General features: G+C 60.9%; 25 protein-coding genes. 11 read left to right on the forward strand and 14 right to left on the reverse strand.

Annotated features, from left to right (window positions below):
- Positions 1–19 precede the first annotated feature (19 nt).
- Positions 20–340, reverse strand: a complete 321-nt coding sequence (locus tag HX898_RS28075; protein WP_180196381.1) for a YnfA family protein — start codon at positions 338–340, stop codon at positions 20–22.
- Between the two features lie 72 nt (positions 341–412).
- On the opposite strand from HX898_RS28075, the gene HX898_RS28080 reads away from it, so the two are divergent.
- The 8 genes from HX898_RS28080 (at position 413) to HX898_RS28115 (ending at position 5481) form a co-directional block, all read left to right on the forward strand.
- Entirely contained in the window at positions 413–829 is a 417-nt protein-coding gene (locus tag HX898_RS28080; RefSeq protein WP_020049325.1) for an NUDIX domain-containing protein, read from the forward strand.
- A 34-nt stretch (positions 830–863) separates the two neighbouring features.
- Entirely contained in the window at positions 864–1307 is a 444-nt protein-coding gene (locus tag HX898_RS28085) for a TIGR02301 family protein (protein ID WP_011651218.1), read from the forward strand.
- 103 nt (positions 1308–1410) lie between these two features.
- Positions 1411–1668, forward strand: coding sequence for a hypothetical protein (locus tag HX898_RS28090; RefSeq protein WP_003546972.1), 258 nt, complete (start codon positions 1411–1413; stop codon positions 1666–1668).
- Between the two features lie 18 nt (positions 1669–1686).
- Positions 1687–2445 (forward strand): hypothetical protein, encoded by a 759-nt coding sequence (locus HX898_RS28095; RefSeq protein ID WP_138387652.1) that lies wholly within the window; start codon positions 1687–1689, stop codon positions 2443–2445.
- 97 nt (positions 2446–2542) lie between these two features.
- A complete protein-coding gene (locus tag HX898_RS28100) occupies positions 2543–3406 on the forward strand; it encodes a folate-binding protein YgfZ (RefSeq protein ID WP_180196382.1) in 864 nt (287 codons plus the stop codon).
- Entirely contained in the window at positions 3403–4011 is a 609-nt protein-coding gene (locus HX898_RS28105; RefSeq protein ID WP_138328394.1) for an HD family hydrolase, read from the forward strand. The genes HX898_RS28100 and HX898_RS28105 overlap by 4 nt, the downstream gene beginning before the upstream one ends.
- Positions 4008–4538, forward strand: coding sequence for a tyrosine phosphatase family protein (locus tag HX898_RS28110; protein WP_180196383.1), 531 nt, complete (start codon positions 4008–4010; stop codon positions 4536–4538). Before HX898_RS28105 ends, HX898_RS28110 begins: the two co-directional genes overlap by 4 nt.
- A gap of 58 nt (positions 4539–4596) precedes the next feature.
- Positions 4597–5481, forward strand: coding sequence for a mechanosensitive ion channel domain-containing protein (locus HX898_RS28115; RefSeq protein ID WP_180196384.1), 885 nt, complete (start codon positions 4597–4599; stop codon positions 5479–5481).
- A gap of 102 nt (positions 5482–5583) precedes the next feature.
- On the opposite strand, the gene HX898_RS28120 is transcribed toward HX898_RS28115, so the two are convergent.
- Positions 5584–6099: a superoxide dismutase family protein gene (locus tag HX898_RS28120; RefSeq protein WP_180196385.1), complete on the reverse strand. Its 516-nt coding sequence runs from the start codon at positions 6097–6099 to the stop codon at positions 5584–5586.
- Positions 6100–6237: 138 nt separating this feature from the next.
- Positions 6238–6591, reverse strand: a complete 354-nt coding sequence (locus tag HX898_RS28125) for a hypothetical protein (protein WP_020397447.1) — start codon at positions 6589–6591, stop codon at positions 6238–6240.
- A gap of 427 nt (positions 6592–7018) precedes the next feature.
- Here HX898_RS28125 and HX898_RS28130 point away from each other — a divergent pair, with 427 nt between their 5' ends.
- The 3 genes from HX898_RS28130 to HX898_RS28140 all read left to right on the forward strand — a co-directional run bounded on the left by HX898_RS28130 (position 7019) and on the right by HX898_RS28140 (position 10587).
- Positions 7019–8923: an EAL domain-containing protein gene (locus HX898_RS28130; RefSeq protein WP_180196386.1), complete on the forward strand. Its 1905-nt coding sequence runs from the start codon at positions 7019–7021 to the stop codon at positions 8921–8923.
- Positions 8924–9060: 137 nt separating this feature from the next.
- Positions 9061–9720 carry an HD domain-containing protein gene (locus HX898_RS28135; RefSeq protein ID WP_180196387.1) on the forward strand — a complete coding sequence of 220 codons (660 nt, stop codon included), beginning with the start codon at positions 9061–9063 and terminating at the stop codon, positions 9718–9720.
- 9 nt (positions 9721–9729) lie between these two features.
- Entirely contained in the window at positions 9730–10587 is an 858-nt protein-coding gene (locus HX898_RS28140) for an MOSC domain-containing protein (RefSeq protein WP_180196388.1), read from the forward strand.
- Positions 10588–10694: 107 nt separating this feature from the next.
- Here the strand turns inward: HX898_RS28140 and HX898_RS28145 are convergent, their stop codons facing one another.
- From HX898_RS28145 to HX898_RS28195, 11 genes are all read right to left on the reverse strand, one after another.
- A complete protein-coding gene (locus HX898_RS28145; RefSeq protein WP_180196389.1) occupies positions 10695–11690 on the reverse strand; it encodes an aldo/keto reductase in 996 nt (331 codons plus the stop codon).
- 102 nt (positions 11691–11792) lie between these two features.
- On the reverse strand, positions 11793–12563 hold the full coding sequence (recO, locus tag HX898_RS28150; protein WP_138328403.1) for a DNA repair protein RecO: 771 nt from the start codon (positions 12561–12563) through the stop codon (positions 11793–11795).
- A 118-nt stretch (positions 12564–12681) separates the two neighbouring features.
- Positions 12682–13164 (reverse strand): response regulator, encoded by a 483-nt coding sequence (locus HX898_RS28155; protein WP_138328404.1) that lies wholly within the window; start codon positions 13162–13164, stop codon positions 12682–12684.
- Between the two features lie 207 nt (positions 13165–13371).
- Positions 13372–14124, reverse strand: coding sequence for a Crp/Fnr family transcriptional regulator (locus tag HX898_RS28160; RefSeq protein WP_064653984.1), 753 nt, complete (start codon positions 14122–14124; stop codon positions 13372–13374).
- A gap of 135 nt (positions 14125–14259) precedes the next feature.
- Positions 14260–15201: a GTPase Era gene (gene era / locus HX898_RS28165; RefSeq protein ID WP_180196390.1), complete on the reverse strand. Its 942-nt coding sequence runs from the start codon at positions 15199–15201 to the stop codon at positions 14260–14262.
- A 7-nt stretch (positions 15202–15208) separates the two neighbouring features.
- A complete protein-coding gene (rnc, locus tag HX898_RS28170; protein WP_003546941.1) occupies positions 15209–15928 on the reverse strand; it encodes a ribonuclease III in 720 nt (239 codons plus the stop codon).
- Entirely contained in the window at positions 15925–16668 is a 744-nt protein-coding gene (gene lepB / locus HX898_RS28175; RefSeq protein WP_138328405.1) for a signal peptidase I, read from the reverse strand. The genes rnc and lepB overlap by 4 nt, the downstream gene beginning before the upstream one ends.
- Before the next feature lie 158 nt (positions 16669–16826).
- The gene (gene acpS / locus HX898_RS28180; RefSeq protein ID WP_138328406.1) at positions 16827–17231 is read right to left on the reverse strand and encodes a holo-ACP synthase; all 405 of its coding nucleotides are present in this window, start codon (positions 17229–17231) and stop codon (positions 16827–16829) included.
- Between the two features lie 38 nt (positions 17232–17269).
- Positions 17270–17860, reverse strand: coding sequence for a DUF2062 domain-containing protein (locus HX898_RS28185; RefSeq protein ID WP_138328407.1), 591 nt, complete (start codon positions 17858–17860; stop codon positions 17270–17272).
- Positions 17861–18020: 160 nt separating this feature from the next.
- Complete coding sequence (locus HX898_RS28190) at positions 18021–18170, reverse strand: DUF3563 family protein (protein ID WP_012756785.1); 150 nt, start codon at positions 18168–18170, stop codon at positions 18021–18023.
- 194 nt (positions 18171–18364) lie between these two features.
- Positions 18365–20599: a bifunctional (p)ppGpp synthetase/guanosine-3',5'-bis(diphosphate) 3'-pyrophosphohydrolase gene (locus tag HX898_RS28195; RefSeq protein WP_029871473.1), complete on the reverse strand. Its 2235-nt coding sequence runs from the start codon at positions 20597–20599 to the stop codon at positions 18365–18367.
- Positions 20600–20609 lie beyond the last annotated feature (10 nt).

A 20609-nucleotide genomic window follows, 5' to 3' on the forward strand; every position in this document is an offset into this window, starting at 1 on the left:
GGCATCCGGTCAAGACGCCTCAACCTCTCGGCGCGAAGAGGATGAGGCTGGCGCCGGCAAGGCACATCAGCGCACCGCCGATATCGTAACGATCAGGCACGCGGCTCTCGAGCAACCACAGCCAGAGCAGCGAGGCAAGGATATAAATGCCGCCATAGGCCGCAAAGGTACGGCCGGCGAGCTCGCTTGGCACCAGCGTCAGAAGCCAGGCGAAAAGCGCCAGAGAGACCATGCCCGGCGCCAGCCACCAGACGGGCTTTTCGAGCTTCAGCCATGCCCAGAAGGCAAAGCAGCCAGCGATCTCGAAGAGGGCAGCAAACGCAAAGATGATGTAGGTCACGGAAGCACCTTTCGAATCCCCGTCGCACTATTCCTCCGATAAGATGGGCCATCACAGCAAGAGCAGCCTCCGATGATCTCCACCGCCAAACCCGGCTCCGCCGCCATTCTCGAACGCGACGGACGATTCCTCCTCGTGTTGCGGCGCAATCCGCCCTCCGCAGACATGTATGCCTTTCCCGGCGGGCGGGCCGAGCCCGGCGAAACGCCGGAGCAAACGGCATTGCGCGAACTCCATGAAGAGACCGGCATTTCGGCACGTAATCCGCGGCTGTTTTCGACCTACGACCTGAAGACGCATGCGGCCGACGGCAGCGTCAAGAGCCATTTCCTGCTGTCGGTCTTTCGCGTCGATGCGGATCGGGATGCCGTGGCGGAAGCCGCCGACGATGCGGCAGCCCTCGGCTGGTACACTGTGGAGGAAATCCGGCAATTGCCCGTACCGCAGAGCGTGCTCGAATGCGCGGAGCGGCTGGCGGGCGGCGAATAGACGTGGAAACTTTGAAGCACGCCTTGTTGCCGTCATGCTGAGCGTATCAACTGTGAGCATGATTCCCGTTCGACGCGTTTTTCTGTCCCTGCTCGTGCTCGCCGGCCCCACGATGGCGCAGGGCAAGAATACACCGCCTCCACAGGAGGAGGAGATTGCACCGCCGATCGTGAGCGTGCCCTATGACGACAAGCTGGCGCGGTTCGCCGAGGTGCTGGGTTCGGTGCATTATCTGAGAACGCTCTGCAAGGCGGCGGGTGGCGACGAGTGGCGAAACGGCATGCAGCAGCTGCTCGATTCGGAGACCGGCAACGAGCCGCAGCGCAAGGAAAAGCTGACAGCAGCCTTCAATCGCGGCTATCGCGCTTTCGCCTCGGTCTATACGGATTGCACCCCGGCGGCCATCGTGGCAGAAGAGCGCTACCGTAACGAAGGTGCAACACTTGCCACAGAAATTACCTCGCGCTTTGGAAATTGACGTTTAATTAACCTGTTTTCGCAAGCGGACGTGTCGTTTTGGGAAAAGGCTGTTAGTGTTGTTAACTGTGCAGTAAGACATGAGAAGTTCTGAGGAAAAGACAATGGAAGCAAGCCTCAACGACATCGACGACATGATCGTCCACGAAAAGATGCAGGCAGCTCTGGAGTACCAGAACGAGGCTTGGGCCGACGGCATGGCCGACGGGATCGAGCCTGAAATCATCGCTGATGCCGCCATTGCACATGCGCTGCGCGAGACGATCAGATTGCATGGGGAAAAGAGCGCCGAAGCCCTGCTGGATTCGCTGCGTGAACGCATGCTTGCCGGTGAATTCTCCGCGAACCGCACCCTGCAATAATTGTTATCAGAGAGTTTGATGCACACCGGTAAAGAGAAAGTTTCGCGAATTCCGCTCGCGCCGGTGCTGCTTGCTTTCAGCCTCGCCGCCGGCAATGTTTTCCTTGCGCCGGCAGCCTACGCGCTTTCCGAACTGCACAAGATTCCCGGCCAGGCGGCCAACGACACGCCGGCCGCACAGGGGAATGCTCAAGGACAGAGCCAGCCGCAGGGCGGAGCCACTCCCGGCGTTCCCATGGCCGATCCGCTGGTCAACAGCCAGAACAATCAGGGCGTCGACAAGACGCCGGGCGCCCAGGATAATTCCAAGCCCGTCGAGGTAATCTACGACATCAGCAAGGTGCCAGAGCCAGTTCGCAAGATGCGCGAGCAGATCGTCGAGGCCGCCGCCTCCGGCGATCTCGAGCGGCTGCGGCCGCTGATGGGCACTGGTGCCGACCAGACGCAGGTGACTGTGGGCGAACCGACCGACGATCCGATCGGCACGCTGAAGGATCTGTCGGGCGATCCTGATGGCGACGAGATCCTTGCCATCATGCTCGATATCGTCTCGACCGGCTTCGTGCATGTCGGCCAGGGCACAGCAGACGACATGTATGTCTGGCCCTATTTTGCCGAGAAGGACCTGAAGTCGCTGACACCGCCGGAGCGCGTCGAGCTGCTGCGCATCGTCACGGCCGGCGATCTCTCCGACATGCAGGAATTCGGCGGATATAATTTCTACCGCCTCGGCATCACGCCTCAGGGTAAATGGAAATTCTTCACAGCGGGCGATTGATGCCCGTCTTGGCTGCGCTTTTCACGTTCGCATAGCGCTTGCGATCCACCTCATGAAGACATACCTCTGAGCGATGACCAACGCGACAGGTTCCGCCATGCCAGCCGTATTCCTGAAAGACCGCTCATTGCTCTTCGTCAGCGGCGCGGAAGCCCAATCCTTCCTGCAGAACCTGATCACCACCGATATCACCGCGCTTGGGCCTGATGAGGCGCGGCCCGGGGCACTCTTGACGCCGCAAGGCAAGATCCTGTTCGACTTCATGATCTGGCAGGACGGCGACGGCTACATGATCGAAACCGATGCCGGCCAGCGCGATGGGCTGCTGAAGCGGCTGACGATGTACAAGCTGCGCGCCGCCGTCACCCTGGCGCCAAGCACCGAAGACGGCGTTACCGTTTCCTGGGACGAGGATGCCGGGGACAGCCAGGGCGTCCGGGGCAGCCAAGGCGCCCGAGACAGTCGCTTCGCCAAGGCGGGCGTTACGCTGACCCGCCGGGCAGGGAGACACGGAGATGGTGCAGAGGCGCTCTACGACGCGCTGCGCATCAGCCACGGCATCGTCGCATCAGGATCTGACTTCGCCCTGCAGGACGCCTTCCCGCATGACGTGCTGATGGATTTCAACGGCGGTCTCTCCTTCAGGAAAGGCTGCTATGTCGGCCAGGAGGTCGTCTCGCGCATGCAGCATCGCGGCACTGCGCGCCGGCGCGTCGTGACGGTGTCCGCCGCAACAGATCTGCCGGGGACCGGGACGGAGATTACCGCCGCCGGCAAGCCTGTGGGAACACTCGGTTCGGTCGACGGCGGCAATGGACTTGCGATCGTGCGCATCGACCGTGCCGGCGCCGCAATGGCGGCAGGCACGCCACTGCTCGCCGGCGACACGCCTGTTTCCCTCGTCCTGCCGGCATGGTCCGGCCTTGTCTTTCCTACAAGCGGCGACGAGGCCAGCGCGTGACAACGACGAAAGCTCCGCGTGCCTGGCAACGCATGCTGTCCGGACGCAGGCTCGACCTGCTCGACCCCTCGCCGCTTGATGTCGAACTTATCGACATCGCGCACGGGCTTGCGCGCGTGGCCCGCTGGAACGGCCAGACCTCCGGCGATCATGCTTTTTCGGTGGCGCAGCACAGTCTCGTCGTCGAGGATATCTTCCGTCGCTTCAACGATGCGCGGCCGCAGGAGTGCCTGATGGCGCTGCTGCACGACGCACCCGAGTATGTGATCGGCGACATGATATCGCCGTTCAAATCGGTGGTCGGCGGCGGCTACAAAACGGTGGAAAAGCGGCTGGAAGCCGCCGTGCACCTGCGCTTCGGCCTGCCGCCGCATCCCTCGCGCGATCTCAAGGATCGGATCAAAAAGGCCGACACGATCGCCGCCTATTTCGAGGCGACCGTGCTGGCTGGTTTCAAACCCGCCGAGGCACAGAAATTCTTCGGCCAGCCGCGCGGCATCAGCAAGGACATGCTCATGATCGAGCCCCTGCCGGCGATCGAAGCGCAGCGGCTGTTCTGCGAGCGCTTCGCGGCGATCGAGGTCGAGCGGGAGATGGTATCGTGACCTTCATCGTCGTCTCACCTCTGTCGCGCATCGCGGAAATGGCGGTGCGCCACAAGGCGCGTGACATGATCAGCCTGATCGCCAAGGAGCAGGCTTTTCACCGGCCGGGCGTGATCGCGGCCGAGCGCCATCTGACACTTGGTATGAACGATATCGTCTTCAAGGGCACAGGCGATCTCGTGGCGCCTGACGAGACGCATGTGCAGGGGATTATCGACTTTGCCGCTTCATGGCGGCAGGAGACGCCGCTGCTCATCCATTGCTGGATGGGCGTGTCGCGATCGCCGGCCGCCGCGCTCATTGCCGCGCTGTCGCTGGCACCCGATCAAAGCGAGGAAACGCTTGCCCGCCGGCTGCGGGCCGCCTCGCCTTTCGCGACGCCGAATGCCCGGCTGATCGAGATCGGTGACGCGCTGCTCGACCGCAGCGGCCGGCTGGTCGCGGCGGTGCGGGCAATCGGGCGCGGTGCCGATGCCGACGGCAATGCGCCCTTCGTGCTTGCGATCCGAGACGCCGCCTGCGGTTGACGCTGCCGCCAGCCGCTCCATCTAGCCCCCGACCACGCACAACCGACAGGGCCAGATCATGGAACAGCAGGCAGCCGATGTCCTCCTCGCCACGCAAACGGCGCTCAGCCAGGCAAGCGCACTTGCCGTGCAATATTCCTTCTCCGTCCTCGGAGCGGTAATCCTGCTCGTCCTTGGCTGGACGCTCGCCGGTTTTGCCAGCCGCTGGGCTTATGAAGGGCTGTCGCGCGTTCATGGTATCGACGAGACGCTGGCGCGATTCTTCACCAATGTGCTGCGCTATGCGCTGCTCATCCTGGTGTTCATCACCGTGCTCGGTCAATTCGGCGTCCAGACCGCCTCGATCATCGCAACCCTCGGCGCGGCCGGCCTGGCGATCGGACTGGCGCTGCAAGGGACGCTGCAGAATATCGCTGCCGGCATCATGCTGCTGATCCTCAGGCCGTTCCGCGTCGGCGAATATATCGAGACCAGCAGCGTGGCCGGCACGGTGCGCGAAATCGGATTGTTTGCAACCGAGCTCAAAACCGGCGACGGGCTTTACCGGCTGGCGCCGAATTCGACGCTCTGGAACACGCCGATTACCAATTTCAGCCGCGAACCCACGCGGCGGAACGAGCTGAAAATCAGCGTCGCCTATGAGGATGACATCGATCTGGCGATGGAGAGGCTGATGAACCTTGCCAAAGCCGATTCCAGGGTGCTGACGTCACCGGCACCCAGCGTCTTCATCGACAGCCTTGGTGACGGCACGATCTCCGTAGCGCTGCGCTACTGGGCAAAGACCGGTGACTGGTGGCTGGTCAGCCGTGACATGGTGAAGCGCGTGAAACTCGCCTTCGACGACAATCCTGACGCTGCGCCGGATGCTTCAGATGCCGCGCCGGCAAAAACGTCCAACGGCAAGGCGACGGCCGAAAAACCGACGCCGACGCGGCAGTAAGACATTGCAGCGCCGCGGGTGTTTTTAAGACCCGCGGCGCTGTGCACTTCGAATTCCCAATTTTGTTGTTAATCGATGCCGATCTGAGAATTGCGCCATAGCCTATTGAATGACGCCGCAGGAAATTCTTTCCCCGGCATCACCCGAAGGCTGGCTGCGATAATCATCCGAATTGGCGTGCACCATCAATGCACGGCCGCGAATGCCGTCGGTCTTGCCGTCGAGCGTGACCATGCTGTCGAAGACCTGCGCCCGCAGCACGCCGTCCTGCCCGACATATTGATTGGGCATATCGCCGGCGTGCGGACCCTTGGCGGCAAGAATGCCGTGCTCGGCCTTCTCAGGATTGAAGTGGCCGCCCGCCGATTCGTGATGGGTCGCGGCGTCGCAGCGGCCGGTCTCATGAACATGGAAGGCCACCCATTTATTCACCGGCAGTCCCGATATCTCGACTTCGATCAGGACGCCGCCAGTGGCGGCAGCCGTCAGCTGCGCGCGACCGTCCTCCTTGCCGTCCTTGCCGACGAAATTGGCGACCGCCGTCTGCTTGTCCTGAGCGCCCGCCGGCAATGCAACCGCAAGCAGGCTCAGGGCGGCGATAATGCGCATGGCTTTCATGGAGATCTCCTTCCGTCCGGTTGTCCTTCTGAACGTGTCAAACCGGAAGGTGTTCCTGACCGAGGAAGATCGAACGAAGAAGACGTAACGAGAAAAGCCGGCCAACGGCCGGCTTGATCATCCGAATCGGGACGCCGTTCAGGCGACCGCGTCGAAATCGAACTGGCCGTAGGTCTTGCGGTAGAGATCCTCGGGCTGATCGCCTGTCGCCGGCGCGGTCTGCTGTAATGGATAGGAAACGGCGATGCTGCTTGCCGTGGCACTGTCACGCGTGTCCATCATCAGCGCGATCAGGCTGCCGGAAAATTTCGGCTGCGTGTCGCTGTTCTTGTCCTCGTCGAGGAGCTCTTTGATGATGCCGGGCTTCTCATCGGCGGCACGTTCGCCGCGGCTGAGGACGCCATCGCCATTAGCATCGAGACGCGAAAGAGTCGCCAGATATGCATATGACGTGTCTGAAACGGATGTGGTGCTGGTCATACAAACCTCCATTCACCGCATTTTGCCGGTGGTGTTTGTACGCAATACGAACTTGGAAAATCACTGTTGACTCGGTGGTTAAACTGATTTGCGCAGTGCGTCAATAAGTTGTTAACTTCTCATTAACGATGATTGACAAAAGTTAACGGAATGCTCGACCGCAGGCCTCTGCCAGCATCAGGAGGCCGCCTTTCTCCGTATTTCAGGTATTTTTCACATATAAAACAGACGCCTAACGCAGCGAGGTCTCTGCTGCACTGCAACCGAATATTAATCCGGCCCATACAAAGTGGGCATTCACGCATCACCAGCAGGCGTCCAGCTTATCAAAATCAATCTCTGTATTCATTTTAGAAAGGTCTTCTATGTCCGGCGAAATGAGGCACGTTCATCAAACGAGGACGCTTCCCTCCGCTGTCGTCCCGCGAGACGCATTCACATGAAAGCTGAAGCGCTCTTCTGGCGGCAATGTACCGAGGCCGTCACCGCCGATGGATCGATCGATGCGCAGCGCCTGATGGATCTTGTGATCGCGACCTATCGCGTCCATGAAAGCGACTATGACGAAATCGAGAGAAGCGCGGAAACGCTGCTAAGGGAAAACCATGCACTGAGAGGCAATATTTCCGCCCTCAGCCAAGCGTTCGACGGACAGAAAAAACTCTTCGAAATCATCCTCAACAACCTGCCGCTCGGTCTCAGCGTCTTCGACTCCGACCAGCGGCTGACGCTTTCCAACACCCGCTTCCGCCAGCTCTTCGACCTGACGGACGAAGATGTCATTGCCGGCGCGACAATCGCCGATCTCACGGCCAAAATGCGCGGCACGGAGAGCGCCAGCGCCAAGCCCGGCCGGCGGACCGGGCGACATTCCTCCGCAACCGCAAGGAGCAGTAGTCTCCGTCGGCGCGAATGGTTGATGGACGATGGCCGCATCATCCAGAGCATGGTGACTATCCTTTCCGACGGCAGCAACATTTCCATTCATGCCGATATTACCGAGGATCGAAGGGCGGCCGAGCGCATCACCTATCTCGCCCACCACGACCCGCTGACCGGCCTTCCGAATCGCATCCATTTCCGCGAGCAGGTGGATGCGACGCTCACAGAGCGCAGGCCAGATCAGCAGATTGCCCTCGTTCACCTCAATCTCGACCGGTTCAAATCGATCAACAACACGATGGGCGTTTCGGCCGGCGACAAGATCCTGCTGCAGGTCGCCGAGCGCATCCGAGCCTCGGCCGGTTCGGAAAACACCCTGGCGCGCCTCGGCTCGGACGAATTCGCCATCCTGCAGACGGGCAAGCAGCAGCCCCGGAATGTGACGGCGCTTGCCGAGCGGATCCGCCGGGAGCTTTCCAAACCATTCCCCCACGGCGAAAAACAGGTGGAACTCAGCGTCTCCATGGGGATCGCAATCGCCCCTGAGGATGGCGAGGAAACCGATATCCTGTTGAAAAATGCAGGCGTGGCGCTGTCACATGCCAAGGCGGACGGCCGCAAACGCGAACGTTTCTTCGCCAGCGAGATGGAAGCGCAGATCCAGCTGCGCCACGCACTGGAGGCGGACCTCAGAGCAGCCGTTGAGAATGAAGAATTCGAGCTGCACTACCAGCCGCTTTATGACCTCGTGCAGCGGCGCATCTGTGGCTTCGAAGCGTTGATCCGTTGGAACCACCCGGCTCGAGGCCGCGTTCCGCCGATGGATTTTATTCCGCTTGCCGAAGAGGTCGGCCTTGTCGTCGATATCGGCCGTTGGGTTTTGCACCGGGCCTGCAACGATGCAGCGCAATGGCCGGAGGGCATCAAGATCGCCGTCAACGTTTCGGCAATCCAATTCAGCAGCAGCGACCTGACGCAAGATGTCAGCGAGGCGCTTGCCGCAGCCGCGCTGTCGCCGTCGCGGCTTGAACTCGAAATCACCGAGAGCGTGCTGATGGAAAATCTAAGCGAAGTGCTGCCGATCCTGCATGCGCTGAAGGAGCGCGGCATCCGCATCTCGATGGACGATTTCGGAACCGGCTATTCCTCACTGAGCTATCTCTCGAGCTTCCCCTTCGACAAGATCAAGATCGACAAGTCCTTCGTCAACGACATCGTCGACAACAAGGAAGCGCATGCGATCATGCACGCGATCATCCTGCTCGGCGATGCGCTCGGCATGCGCGTCACCGTCGAGGGCGTCGAGACGGCCGCGCAGCTGGCGCTGCTCGAATGCGAGGAATGCGACGAGATCCAGGGCTATCACATCAGTCCGCCGCGACCGGCGCGTGACGTGCCCCACCTTCTCTCCCTGCCGCCGAAAAACGGCGGCGTGACGCGTCTTCCTGAAGCCAAGCACTAAGATCACCCTCGATTGCGACTCGCACGGCAAGCCGCTACAAAATCGGCTCCGATTCCTGAGATCTTCGTTGTCGCATCCTTTTACCGCCCGCATTCAATTCCGCGCCGGTGCCCTATCGGCCGAAAACGATCTTCCTCATGACAGGTGGCGCTATGTTCGCGGCTGAAGCCTTCTCCCCACACGAAACGCTTGCCGCAGCGCTGATTGCGCATGCGGCCGACGGCGACGACGGCTCGCACGACCTTGCCCATATCCTGCGCGTCTTCAGGAATGCCATGCGCATCCATGCGGAAGAAGGCGGCGACGGGCGGGTTCTTGCCGCTTCCGTACTGCTGCACGACTGCGTCGCCGTCGAGAAGAATTCGCCGCTGCGGGCAAAAGCATCGGCTTTGGCGGCGAAGAAGGCATCGGCGATCCTGGCGGAACTCGGCTGGAGCGGCGCGGATATCGAGGCCGCAGCCCACGCAATCACCGCGCATAGTTTCTCGGCCGGGGTGGCACCGGAGACGCTGGAGGCGAAGATCCTGCAGGATGCCGACCGGCTGGATGCGATCGGCATGATCGGCGTCGCCCGCTGCTTCTATATCGCCGGGCGACTGGGATCCGGGCTCTACGATCCGTTCGACCCGACGGCAGCGAACCGCCCGTTCGATGACAAGCGTTATGCCATTGACCATTTCCAGACGAAGCTGTTCAAACTGGCGGAAGGATTCCAGACCGAGACCGGCCGCAGGCTGGCGGCCGCGCGTGACAAGAGCCTGCGCGATTTTCTCTCGGAATTCATGGACGAAATCTAGGAGAACGGCATGCTTGTCAGCGACCTCTTCATCTATCCGCTCAAGAGCGCCCGTGGCATTGCGCTGCCCGCCGCCGACATCGACGCCTATGGGCTTCCCGGCGACCGGCGGGCGATGATCACCGATGCGCAAGGGCACTTCATCACTCAGCGCGAGTTGCCCGACCTCGCACGCATCGAGGTACGACCGGAATCCGGTGCCTTTCGGCTGCTGATGCAGGGGAAAACGGACATATCGGTAGCGCCGCCTCAGCCTGAAGCCCGCATGAATGTGACCGTATGGAAATCTGTCGTCAGCGCCGCCGTCGCCGATCCGGAGAGCAACCGGCAGCTTTCCGAATGGCTCGGCCGCGAGGTGTGTTTGGTCTTCTTCGACGGGCAGGCACGGCGGACGGCGAATGCCGAATGGGCCGGCGAAGCGACGCCCGTCACCTTTACCGACGGCTATCAGATCCTGGTAACGACGACCGGCTCGCTGAAGGCATTGAATGCCGATCTCGCCGCCCATGGCGAAGGCAGTGTCGGTATGGAACGCTTCCGTCCGAACATCGTCATCGATACCGACGAGGCCTGGGCGGAGGACCGTTGGGCGGCGATCGAGATCGCCGGCATCCGCTTCGATCTCGTCAAACCCTGCTCCCGCTGCATCATGACGACGCAGGATCAGTTGACCGGGTCCCGCGAGGGACCAAACCCGATGCCGGCCATGGGCCGCATCCGCATGTCGGCCGACCGGCGCGTGCCCGGCCCGCTCTTCGGTTGGAACGTCACGCCGCGCGGCAGCGGCAGGATCACGATCGGTGACACTGTCAACATCGTTGAAGAGAGGCCGGAAGGCTGGGCGCTCAAGCGTCGCGCAGCAGCATAGAAGCAATTCCAGGAAAAGTGCGAAGCGGTTTTCCGTCCGGAATTGCGTGAAAACAAAGAGTTAGAGCGGTTCTGCGCTTCCGTGAAAGCTGAACCGCTCTAGAAGCGTCACAGGCGCGCGAGCGCGGTATCGATGCCTGCTATGACATCGGCCGGCAGTGGCCCCTTCTCCAGCGCGCCGGCATTTTCCTCCACCTGGGCAACGGTACGGAACCCCGGAATGGGAAGGGTGCGCGGCGAGCGCGCCCAGAGCCAGGCAAGCGCGCCCTGCGTCAGTGTACGGCCGCCTGACGTCAGGAGATCGCGGACAGCATCGAGCCTCGCAGCGAATTCCGGGGCCATGCGCCCGTCCTTGAAATAGACCATCCAGTCAAGGGCCGCCCCACGGACGTCCTTGGCGCCCACCGCCTTGTCGGCCGTGAACTTGCCGGTCAGCAGCCCCATCGCCAGCGGACCGCGATTGATGGACATCAGACCCTTCCCCTCGACCACCGAGATCATCTCCGGCACCGGTTCGAAAACATTCATCGTATGCTGGATCGAGACGTAGCCCTGACGGTCGACATGACGGGCGGCACGATCGGGAAAATCGGTGCTCCAGCCGAACGCATCGATCTTGCCTTCGGCGCGCAGCGCCTCCAGCGTATCGAAGACGGCATCCGACTGTTCCAGCGGAAAATCATTGAGGTGGAACTGCAGGAGATCGAGGCGATCGCGCTTGAGGCGGCGCAGCGAGGTCTCGACCGAACGGCGGATGAAGGCCTCATCGGCGAAGGCGCCGGTTGCCTGCTTGGTTTCCGGATCGGTGGCGAAGCCGAACTTGGTGGCGATGACAATATCGTCGCGATTGCCGATCGCCCGGCCGAGCACCTCCTCCGAGTGGCCGGCGCCGTAGTTCGAGGCCGTGTCGAAGAAGCGGATGCCGAGTTCGATGGCGCGGTTGATCGCCTGCACGGATTCATCGTCGTCGACATCACCCCAGCCGAGCGGCGTGTCGCCGGCAAAGAAGGGACCGCCGATCGCCCAACATCCCATGCCGAGGCGCGGAATTTCGCGGCCGTTCCAGAGCGTGATCGTTGTCGATGATGCGGGCTTGGTCAGCATGAGATCCTCCTTGAGTGGCAGTCCTGTGAAGACATAGGAGGCGCTCACGAGTGGGTAAACCGCCAAATCTGGAGGATGTTTTGCACCCGTAAAAAACGGAGGTCAGGCGGAAACACCATTCGGATCCGAAAGCGTCCGCAAGGCTGGATTAAGCGCCTTGAGCGCCGCCTGAACGAAGCCCTCGCGGGCAGCTACCACCTCGATGCCACGCGGCTCGTAGACATGGCGATGCAGAAAGAACCCTGTCAGACGGAATGCGGCCGAGAGACTATCGAAGTCGGCCGCATGATTGCCTTCGATGCTGAGGAACGGCGGCAGGAGCAGCATCTTGTCCGCCCAGGGCGCGCCAGCGGCGCGGCTGACGGCGCGGCCGGATTTCGGCGAGACATAGACGAGATCGGAACGGGCGCCGGTCGCGGCGCATTCGGCAAGATCGAGGCCGAAGCCGAGGTCATTCAGCACCGCAAGCTCGAAACGCACGAAGAGTTCGCCGGCATCGGCCGGGTTGTGCAGGTGATCGAGGATGACCTCCAGCGCATCGAAGAGGTGCGGATGCGGGTCACGCTCCGGCAGCAGCCGCAGCAGCGCGCCCATCGCCTGGACACCGTAGACGGCGGTCGCCGTTTCCATCAGCCGGGCAGCGCGCAGCGTCACCGGCTCGACGCGGAATTCGCCCAGATGCTCGTCAAGCCGGGCACGCCAGATGACCTCCACTGCATTGCCCGCCTGCAGCACCGGCTGCATGGCGCGCGAGCGGCCGGAGCGCACCAGGCCGAGATGGCGGCCGCGATCACGCGTCATTACCTCGGCGATGACGCTCGTCTCGCCGTGGCGCTTGACGCCCAGGATGATCGCATGGTCCTGCCACTGCATCGAAAGAAGTCCTTACGGCTGACGAATCATCCTACTGCATAATTCAACGCGTTACAGCGTCCTTTGCGCGTCTGAAAGACGCGCTGCAGTGCAAGGCTGGCTTCCGTCATGGACCGCGTCAGGCGACAGCCGGGAAAAGCCTCTGCAGGAATTCCCGCATCGCCATTTCGTCGAAAGGCTTCACCAGAAGCGGTATGTGCTGCAGGTCGGGCGGGAAATCGCCGGTATCGGAATAGCCGCTGACAAAGCCGAAGGGGATGCCGATATCGAGAAGGTGGCGGGCAAAACCGAAGCTCATGCCCTCGCCGAGATTGACGTCGAGAAGGGCGAAATCATATGTCTCCGCAGCAATGGCAGCCCTTGCCTGTTCGACGCTGCCGACGATATCGATGCTCTCGACGCCGGCCAGGCGTAGAATATCCTCCGCCTCCATCGCGATGATCAGACTGTCTTCAAGAACCAGAACACGGATTGTCATGATTCGATGCCCCTCGTCGGGCGCCTGTCGCAGCGCCCCGGCCGTTTCGCCAACATCATTGCCCTCCGGTGCCCCGCATGGCACGCTATCGGTGAATTCCGCCACCTTTTCTGAATAAACCATTTTTCTGCCCGGTCGATAAGAATCAAAATCGGAGGAAAGATGACGGCAGACCTTATTTTCCTTGCCGCTAATCTGCATTTAAAAAAGACATAACCAGGCTGCTTGGCCAAAGCATGTCGCGCAAAATGTGCAGCGGTCTGCGACAACGACATGCGCAAAACAAAGACCTAAGGTGCGAGGAGCGAATCTGAAAGATCGCGAGGCGCTTTAAATGAACGGGCGTTTGCCCTCTCCAAGCCCTTCCCAGCCTGATATCGCCATCAATTCCTCGCCGTTCAGCACCTCGCAGCCGCGCTCCTGCCAGCGGATCAACCCACGTTCGCTGAGTTTTTTCAAGGTCTTGTTGGTATGAACGATGGAAAGACCGAGCGTGTCGGCAATGTGCTGCTGGGTGATGGGGATGAATTTGCGGCCGTTGAAGATATTGAGCTTCCGACCGCGCTCAAACAGGAAAGCGATCAGATAGGCTGCTCGTTCCAGCGCCGTGCGGCGGCCGATGCTCAAGAGATGCTCATCCAGGATGCGCTCCTCGCGCGCGGCGATCCAGGTGATGTCGAAGGCGAGCGAGGCGTGTTTGTTGTAGAGCGTCATCAGCCTGTCACGCTCGAAGACACAAAGGGACACGGGCGAAAGCGCTTCGACTGAATGCTGCATCTCACCGGCTATCGTTCCCTGCAGGCCGACCAGGTCGCCCGGCATGATATAATTCAGAATCTGGCGGCGTCCGTCCTCCAGCATCTTGTAGCGGAAGCCCCAGCCGGCGAGCACCGTGAAGAGATGAGCGCTATGTGCGCCCTCGACGAGGATCGTGGAGCCGGCATCGACGGCAAGCTCACCCCTCTTGAAGCTCGAGACGAATTCCAGCTCGTCGCGGCTGAATTCCCTGAAATGCGGCAAGGGCCGCAAAGGACATTGCTCGCAAGGGGTCTTGAAAGAATTGATGGGTCTCGACGTCGCCATAGTTGCCCTACCGTCGCAAAATCGGCGCGCCGTTGGTTAACAAATGCGCAAGGCATGGATTTGTTCCATGAGCGAGGCGGATTTTTAAAGCGGAAACAAAGGGCTGGCGCCAACCCGACGAAATCCTTGCCATGCTTATTTCGGGAAATCGAGACCCATTTCGCGGAACCGCTCGGGATCATCCCCCCAATTCTCGCGAACCTTGACGAACAGGAAGAGGTGGACCGGCTGTTCGAGGATCTGCGACAATTCCTTGCGCGACGCAGTCGAGATCGCCTTGATGGTTTCGCCACCCTTGCCGAGGGCGATCTTCTTCTGGCTGTCGCGCTCGAGATAGATCACCTGCTCGATCCGCACCGAGCCGTCCTTGCGCTCTTCCCACGTCTCCGTTTCGACATGCGAGGCATAGGGAAGCTCCTGGTGCAGGCGCAGAAACAGCTTCTCGCGGGTAATCTCGGCGGCGAGCTGGCGCATCGGCAGATCGGAGATCTGGTCTTCCGGATAGTACCACGGCCCCTCAGGGAGCGTTTTCGCCAGATAGTCCATGAGGTCGTCGCAGCCGGAGCCGTTTTCGGCGGAGATCATGAAGGTGCGCTCGAAAGCGATCTTCTCGTTGGCGGCAGCGGCCAGTGCCAGCAGATCCTCGCGGTTGACGCGGTCGATCTTGTTGAGCAGCAGGATCTTCGGCTGCCGGACTTCCTTGAGGCCTTCGAGGATGGCTTCGGAATCGCCGCGCAGGCCGCGCTCGCTGTCGATCAGCAGCACGATCAGATCGGCATCCCTCGCACCGCCCCAGGCCGAGGTCACCATGGCGCGGTCAAGCCGGCGGCGCGGCTTGAAGATACCAGGCGTATCCATGAAGACGATCTGGGCATTGTCATGGATCGCGATGCCGCGAACGATAGCCCGCGTCGTCTGCACCTTATGGCTGACGATCGAGACCTTGGCGCCGACGAGGCGGTTCACCAGCGTCGACTTGCCGGCATTGGTCGGCCCGATCAGCGCGACGAAGCCCGAATGCGTCGGACCATTGGTTTCTGCGGCAGCTTCGGCCGCGATCTCTTCTTCTTGTGTCATTGTCCCGTCAGTTTCCGGCAGGCGATTGCTGCCAAATGCCTTCGCGCTCGAGCATCTTCGTTGCCGCCACCTGTTCGGCGGCACGCTTCGACCGCTCTACGCCGGTTTCGGGCTTAATGCCAGCAACTTCCACCGTCACCTTGAAGCGCGGATCATGATCCGGTCCGCTGCGTTCATCAACCCGGTAGATCGGCGTGACGCCGAATTTCGCGTGCGACCACTCCTGCAGCTCGGTCTTGGCGTCGCGCTTGGCGCCATCGGCTCGCACCGCCCTGCCCTGCCAGTAACGCAGAATGAACCGGCGGGCGACTTCGAGGCCGCCGTCGAGATAGATCGCGGCGATCAGGCTTTCGACGACGTCGGCGCGCACGTTCATCATCCGCTTGCCGGTCAGTTTCTTCACATCGGCGCCGGTGCGGATATAGAGATGAAGATTGAGTTCATCGGCGACCGCAGCACAGGTTTCGGCGCTGACGAGCTGGTTGAGGCGAACCGAGAGCTCGCCTTCTCCCGCCGTGCCGAAGGTGCGGAACAGAAGCTCGGCGATGCAGAGCCCGAGGACCCTGTCGCCGAGGAATTCCAGCCGTTCGTAATTGCCGCCCTTTTCGGTGCGGGCGCTGGCATGGGTCAGCGCGCGATCCAGGCGTTCCTTTTCAGCGAAGTCATGACCGATCAGGGCTTCAAGCTTTGCGCGGTCCGCCGCAGAAAGCGTCTGCGCCTTACTCATTCAACAACCTTGAAGAGGCGGTCCCAACGCATATTCGTCGGCCACTTCCAGATTTCGCGGAAGGAGGTGTCGTTGCCGAGCGAGAAGAAGATGACGCTGGCGCGGCCGACAAGATTTTCGGCAGGCACGAAGCCGACGTCGAAGCGGCTGTCGAGCGAGTTGTCGCGGTTGTCGCCCATCATGAAATAATGGCCTTCCGGCACGATGAATTCGCGAGTGTTATCACCACGCGACACCGGAGACTGATCGAGCGTGTCGTAGGACTTGCCGTCGTCGAGCGTTTCGCGGAATACCGGCACGTCCTCGCCCGGGTCGAGCTTGTAATCCGAAGTGAACGCACCGTCCGCCACCTTCGGAACCGGCTTGCCGTTGACGTAGAGCACGCCGTCGGTAACCTGGATACGGTCGCCCGGCAGGCCGATGCAGCGCTTGATATAGTCGATCTCGGGGTTCGGCGGGAAACGGAAAACGACGATGTCGCCACGCTTCGGATCGGCGCCGAACAGGCGGCCGCTGAAGATATCTGGCGAGAAGGGCAGCGAATATTTCGAATAGCCGTAAGCGAACTTGTTAACGAAGATGTAGTCGCCGACCAGCAGTGTCGGCATCATCGAACCGGACGGAATGGTAAAGGGCTGGAACAGCACCGTTCGGATCACCATCGCCAGAATCAGCGCCTGGATGATGACTTTGATATTTTCCCAGAGGGCGTTCGGCTTGGCTTCGACTTTTTCGGACACGCAGTCTTATTCCTTCAAGACGCCGCGGCGGCGCAATTCTTTCTGTCGTTCTCTCTAGCGGCTTCGGCCGGTTGCGGCAATGGCGACAACATCAAAAGCGACGAGAGGTCGCGATCAACAGCTCCCGAGGTCACGATCAACAGCGCCCGAGGTCGCGATCAGAGGCTCTCGGGCAACGCTTCGATAATGACGAAGGCCTGCGCCAAGGGATAATCATCGGTTATTGTCAAATGAATGGCGGGCCTGTGGCCCGCGGGCAGCAGCGATTCGAGGATCAGGGCGGCGCCGCCCGATAAAACCATGGTCGGCTTGCCGCTCGGCAGGTTGACGACGCCCATGTCCTTCCAAAAGACGCCCTGCGCTATGCCGGTGCCGAGCGCCTTGGAACAGGCCTCCTTGGCGGCGAAACGCTTGGCATAGGATGCGGCACGGTTTGCCCGCTTATCGGAACGCGCGCGCTCGATCTCGGTGAAGCAGCGATGGGTGAAACGCTCGCCGAAGCGCTCGATGGATTTCTCGACACGGCGAATGTCGATCAGATCGCTGCCAATGCCGATGATCATGCCGGAACCTTCCGTCGCTTAAGAATTCTTGATCGGGTTCATATGCTCGGCATGTTGCCGGCTGGAACGGCAAGGCGCAGGCGCGCCCGCTCCATCAACCGTATATGCCGGCGCGTCTGAAAACCCCTGACGGTGTAGAACGTCAACGCATAGAGCGCAACGGAAGTGACGATCGCCGGCGGGATGGCGCCGACCAGCATCGGCTCCAGCACCGGCTTCCATAATTCAGTGAAATTCAGCTTGTGGAAAAGGGCGGCGAGATCCACCGTCTGACCGGCCAATTGATCCTTGCGGCTCAACAGCAAATGTCCGATCTCCCAGGTGATCCCCCAGATAAAGGGATAGGTCAGCGGATTGCCGAAGGCGGCGCAGCCGAGGGCGGCGGCCACCATGCTACCGGAGAGGAAATAGGTGATGACGAAAGCCATGACGAAATGCACGCCGATGAAAGGCGTCCACGAGACGAAGACACCCGCAGCGACGCCGGCGGCAACCGCATGCGGCGAAGCGCTCAGGCGCAGGACGCGCATTGTCAGGTAACGGATCGGGCGAAGGAAACCCTTGCGAGGCCACAAAAGCTCCCGCATCTTTTCCTTGAATCCCGCAGGTTTGCGACGGCGAAACAACATGGCCGGTATTTAGTGCAGCGCACACCACCATGACAAGAGCGGCAAATGATACCGCTCGAAAATCCACCCCTCATTTCTCTCTGTGAAGAGGAGCTTCTTCATGCCGAGGGGCGTCCGTTATGCATAACGTCCCTCACTTGTCTCAAGTATAAGTTTGGTATTAGCGATTGCGGAACAGACCGCGGTCGACCTGGCGCTGACGAAACTCGAGGTCGATACGATCGAACGAGCCATCCAAATATGCCATTTCACGCTCCTGCGTGGTCGGAGCGCGAAAGGCACGAGCGAATTTCTTGATAGGGTCAAACATTATCTTGTCTCATCTTCTGTTTACGTTTCGATGACCAGAAGATAGGCCCGGCAGAGGTTAATTACCACCACCGCAACATGGAGACAGCCATGCGCTCACTGCATTACTCGCCTTTTTGATGCGCCATTCCGATCCTAAAACGATCATAAAATGTGCAATTTTTCGCTCAAACCCCTGAGGGACTTAACAAAAGCTTACTCGTAGAGCCGCCGGACCGTGGCGATGCAATCCAGTTCCTTCATCTGGGCGAGCAACTGGTTGAGCTGGCGCAGGTCCCAGACCTCAACCTCGAGCATCATTTCGGTGAAATCCGCCGCCACCCGCACCGTGTTCAGCAAGCGGATATTGACGTCGAGGCCTGCGACCGTCTGGGCGACCTTGGCGAGCGTGCCGGGTTCATTCAGCCCATTCACCATGATACGCGCCATGAATCGCGACTTGTTGGCTTCGTCGAGATCCCAGCGCACGTCGATCCAACGGTCGGGCTGATCGTCGAAACGCTGCAGGCTCGGCGACTGGATCGGATAGATGGTGATGCCGTTGCCCTGGTCCATGATGCCGACGATGCGATCGCCGGGCACGGCGCCGGTCGGCGCGAACTTGACGTCGACATTGCCGGACAGGCCGCGGATGGGCCCGATGTCGGCATCGGCGTCGATTTCCGAATGACCGCCGTCATGCCCTGCCTTGGTCTTGCCGGGGATCTTGAAGATCATGCCGGCGGCGCTGCGGACGTTGAACCAGCCGTCATCGCCGGAGGGCTTCACGGTGACGCGCTCGTCCTGATGATCAGGATAGACGGCGCGCAGCACGTCGAGCGAGGACATTTCGCCGCGGCCGACGGCGGCGATCGCATCCTCGACATCCTTCTGGCCGAGACGGTGCAGCGCCGGCTTCATCGCCTCGCGCGAGAAGATCTTGCCGGCCCTATTGAAGGTGCGCTCGAGAATGCGGTGGCCGAGGCCAGCATATTGCTTGCGGATCGCCATGCGGGTGGCGCGGCGGATGGCGGCTCGCGCCTTGCCGGTCACGACGATCTCCTCCCAGGCGGCCGGTGGAACCTGTACGCCGGAGCGGATGATCTCGACCTCGTCGCCATTCGCAAGCCGCGTCACCAGCGGCATGATGCGGCCGTTGATCTTGGCGCCCACCGTGGTGTCGCCGATATTGGTGTGCACCGCATAGGCGAAATCGATCGGGGTGGCGCCACGTGGCAGGGCAATCAGCTTGCCCTTCGGCGTGAAGCAGAAGACCTGGTCCTGGAAGAGTTCGAGCTTGGTATGCTCGAGGAATTCTTCCGGGCTGTCACCCTCGGCCAAGGCCTCGATCGTATGACGCAGCCAGGAATAGGCATTGGATTCGCGAGAAAGGATGTCGCCATCGGCATTGGTGGCGCCGTCCTTATAGAGCGTGTGGGCGGCGATGCCGAATTCGGCGATTTCGTGCATGCGCTTGGTGCGGATCTGCAGTTCGATGCGCTGGCTGGAGGGGCCGACGATGGTGGTGTGCAGCGAACGGTAATCGTTCTGCTTCGGCGTCGAGATATAGTCCTTGAAGCGGCCGGGCACGACGCGCCAGCGCGTGTGGACGATGCCGAGCGCGCGGTAACAGGAGGGGATGTCCTCGACAATCAGGCGGAAGCCATAGACATCGGAAAGCTGCTCGAAGGAAAGCGACTTCGACTGCATCTTACGGAAGACCGAATAAGGCTTCTTCTGCCGGCCCTTGACGTAGGCGCTCGTCAGGCCGCTTGCGACCAAAAGGTCGCGTAGCTCGGCCTCGATCTTCTTGACGATGCCCTCGTTGCGCTTCGAAAGCTCTTCCAGCCTTTTGGTGACGGTCTCGTAGGCTTCCGGGTTCATATGCCGGAAGGAGAGCTCCTCGAGTTCCTCGCGCATGTCCTGCATGCCCATGCGGCCGGCGAGCGGCGCATAGATTTCCATCGTCTCCTCGGAAATGCGGGCACGCTTGTCGGCCGACATGTGATCGAGGGTGCGCATATTGTGCAGGCGATCGGCAAGCTTGACGAGCAGCACGCGCACATCGTCGGAAATGGCCAGCAGCAGCTTGCGCAGGTTTTCCGCCTGCTTGGCCTTCTTGGTGACGAGATCGAGCTTCTTGATCTTAGTCAGACCCTCGACCAGGCGGCCGATATCCTCGCCGAAGAGTTCGTCGATCTCGGCGCGTGTCGCCGTCGTATCCTCGATCGTATCGTGCAGAAGGGCAACCGCGATGGTCGATTCATCGAGGTGCATGTCGGTGAGAATGGCGGCGACCTCGAGCGGATGGGAAATATAGGGATCGCCGCTCGCGCGCTTTTGCTGGCCATGCTTCTGCATGGCATAAACATAGGCTTTGTTCAGCAGTGCTTCATTGGCATCGGGCTTGTATTGCTGAACCCGCTCCACGAGCTCGTACTGCCGCATCATTCCAAAGCCA

The organism is Rhizobium sp. WYCCWR 11128 (genome assembly GCF_013416305.1).
In the GTDB taxonomy this organism is placed as follows: Bacteria; Pseudomonadota; Alphaproteobacteria; order Rhizobiales; family Rhizobiaceae; genus Rhizobium; species Rhizobium indicum.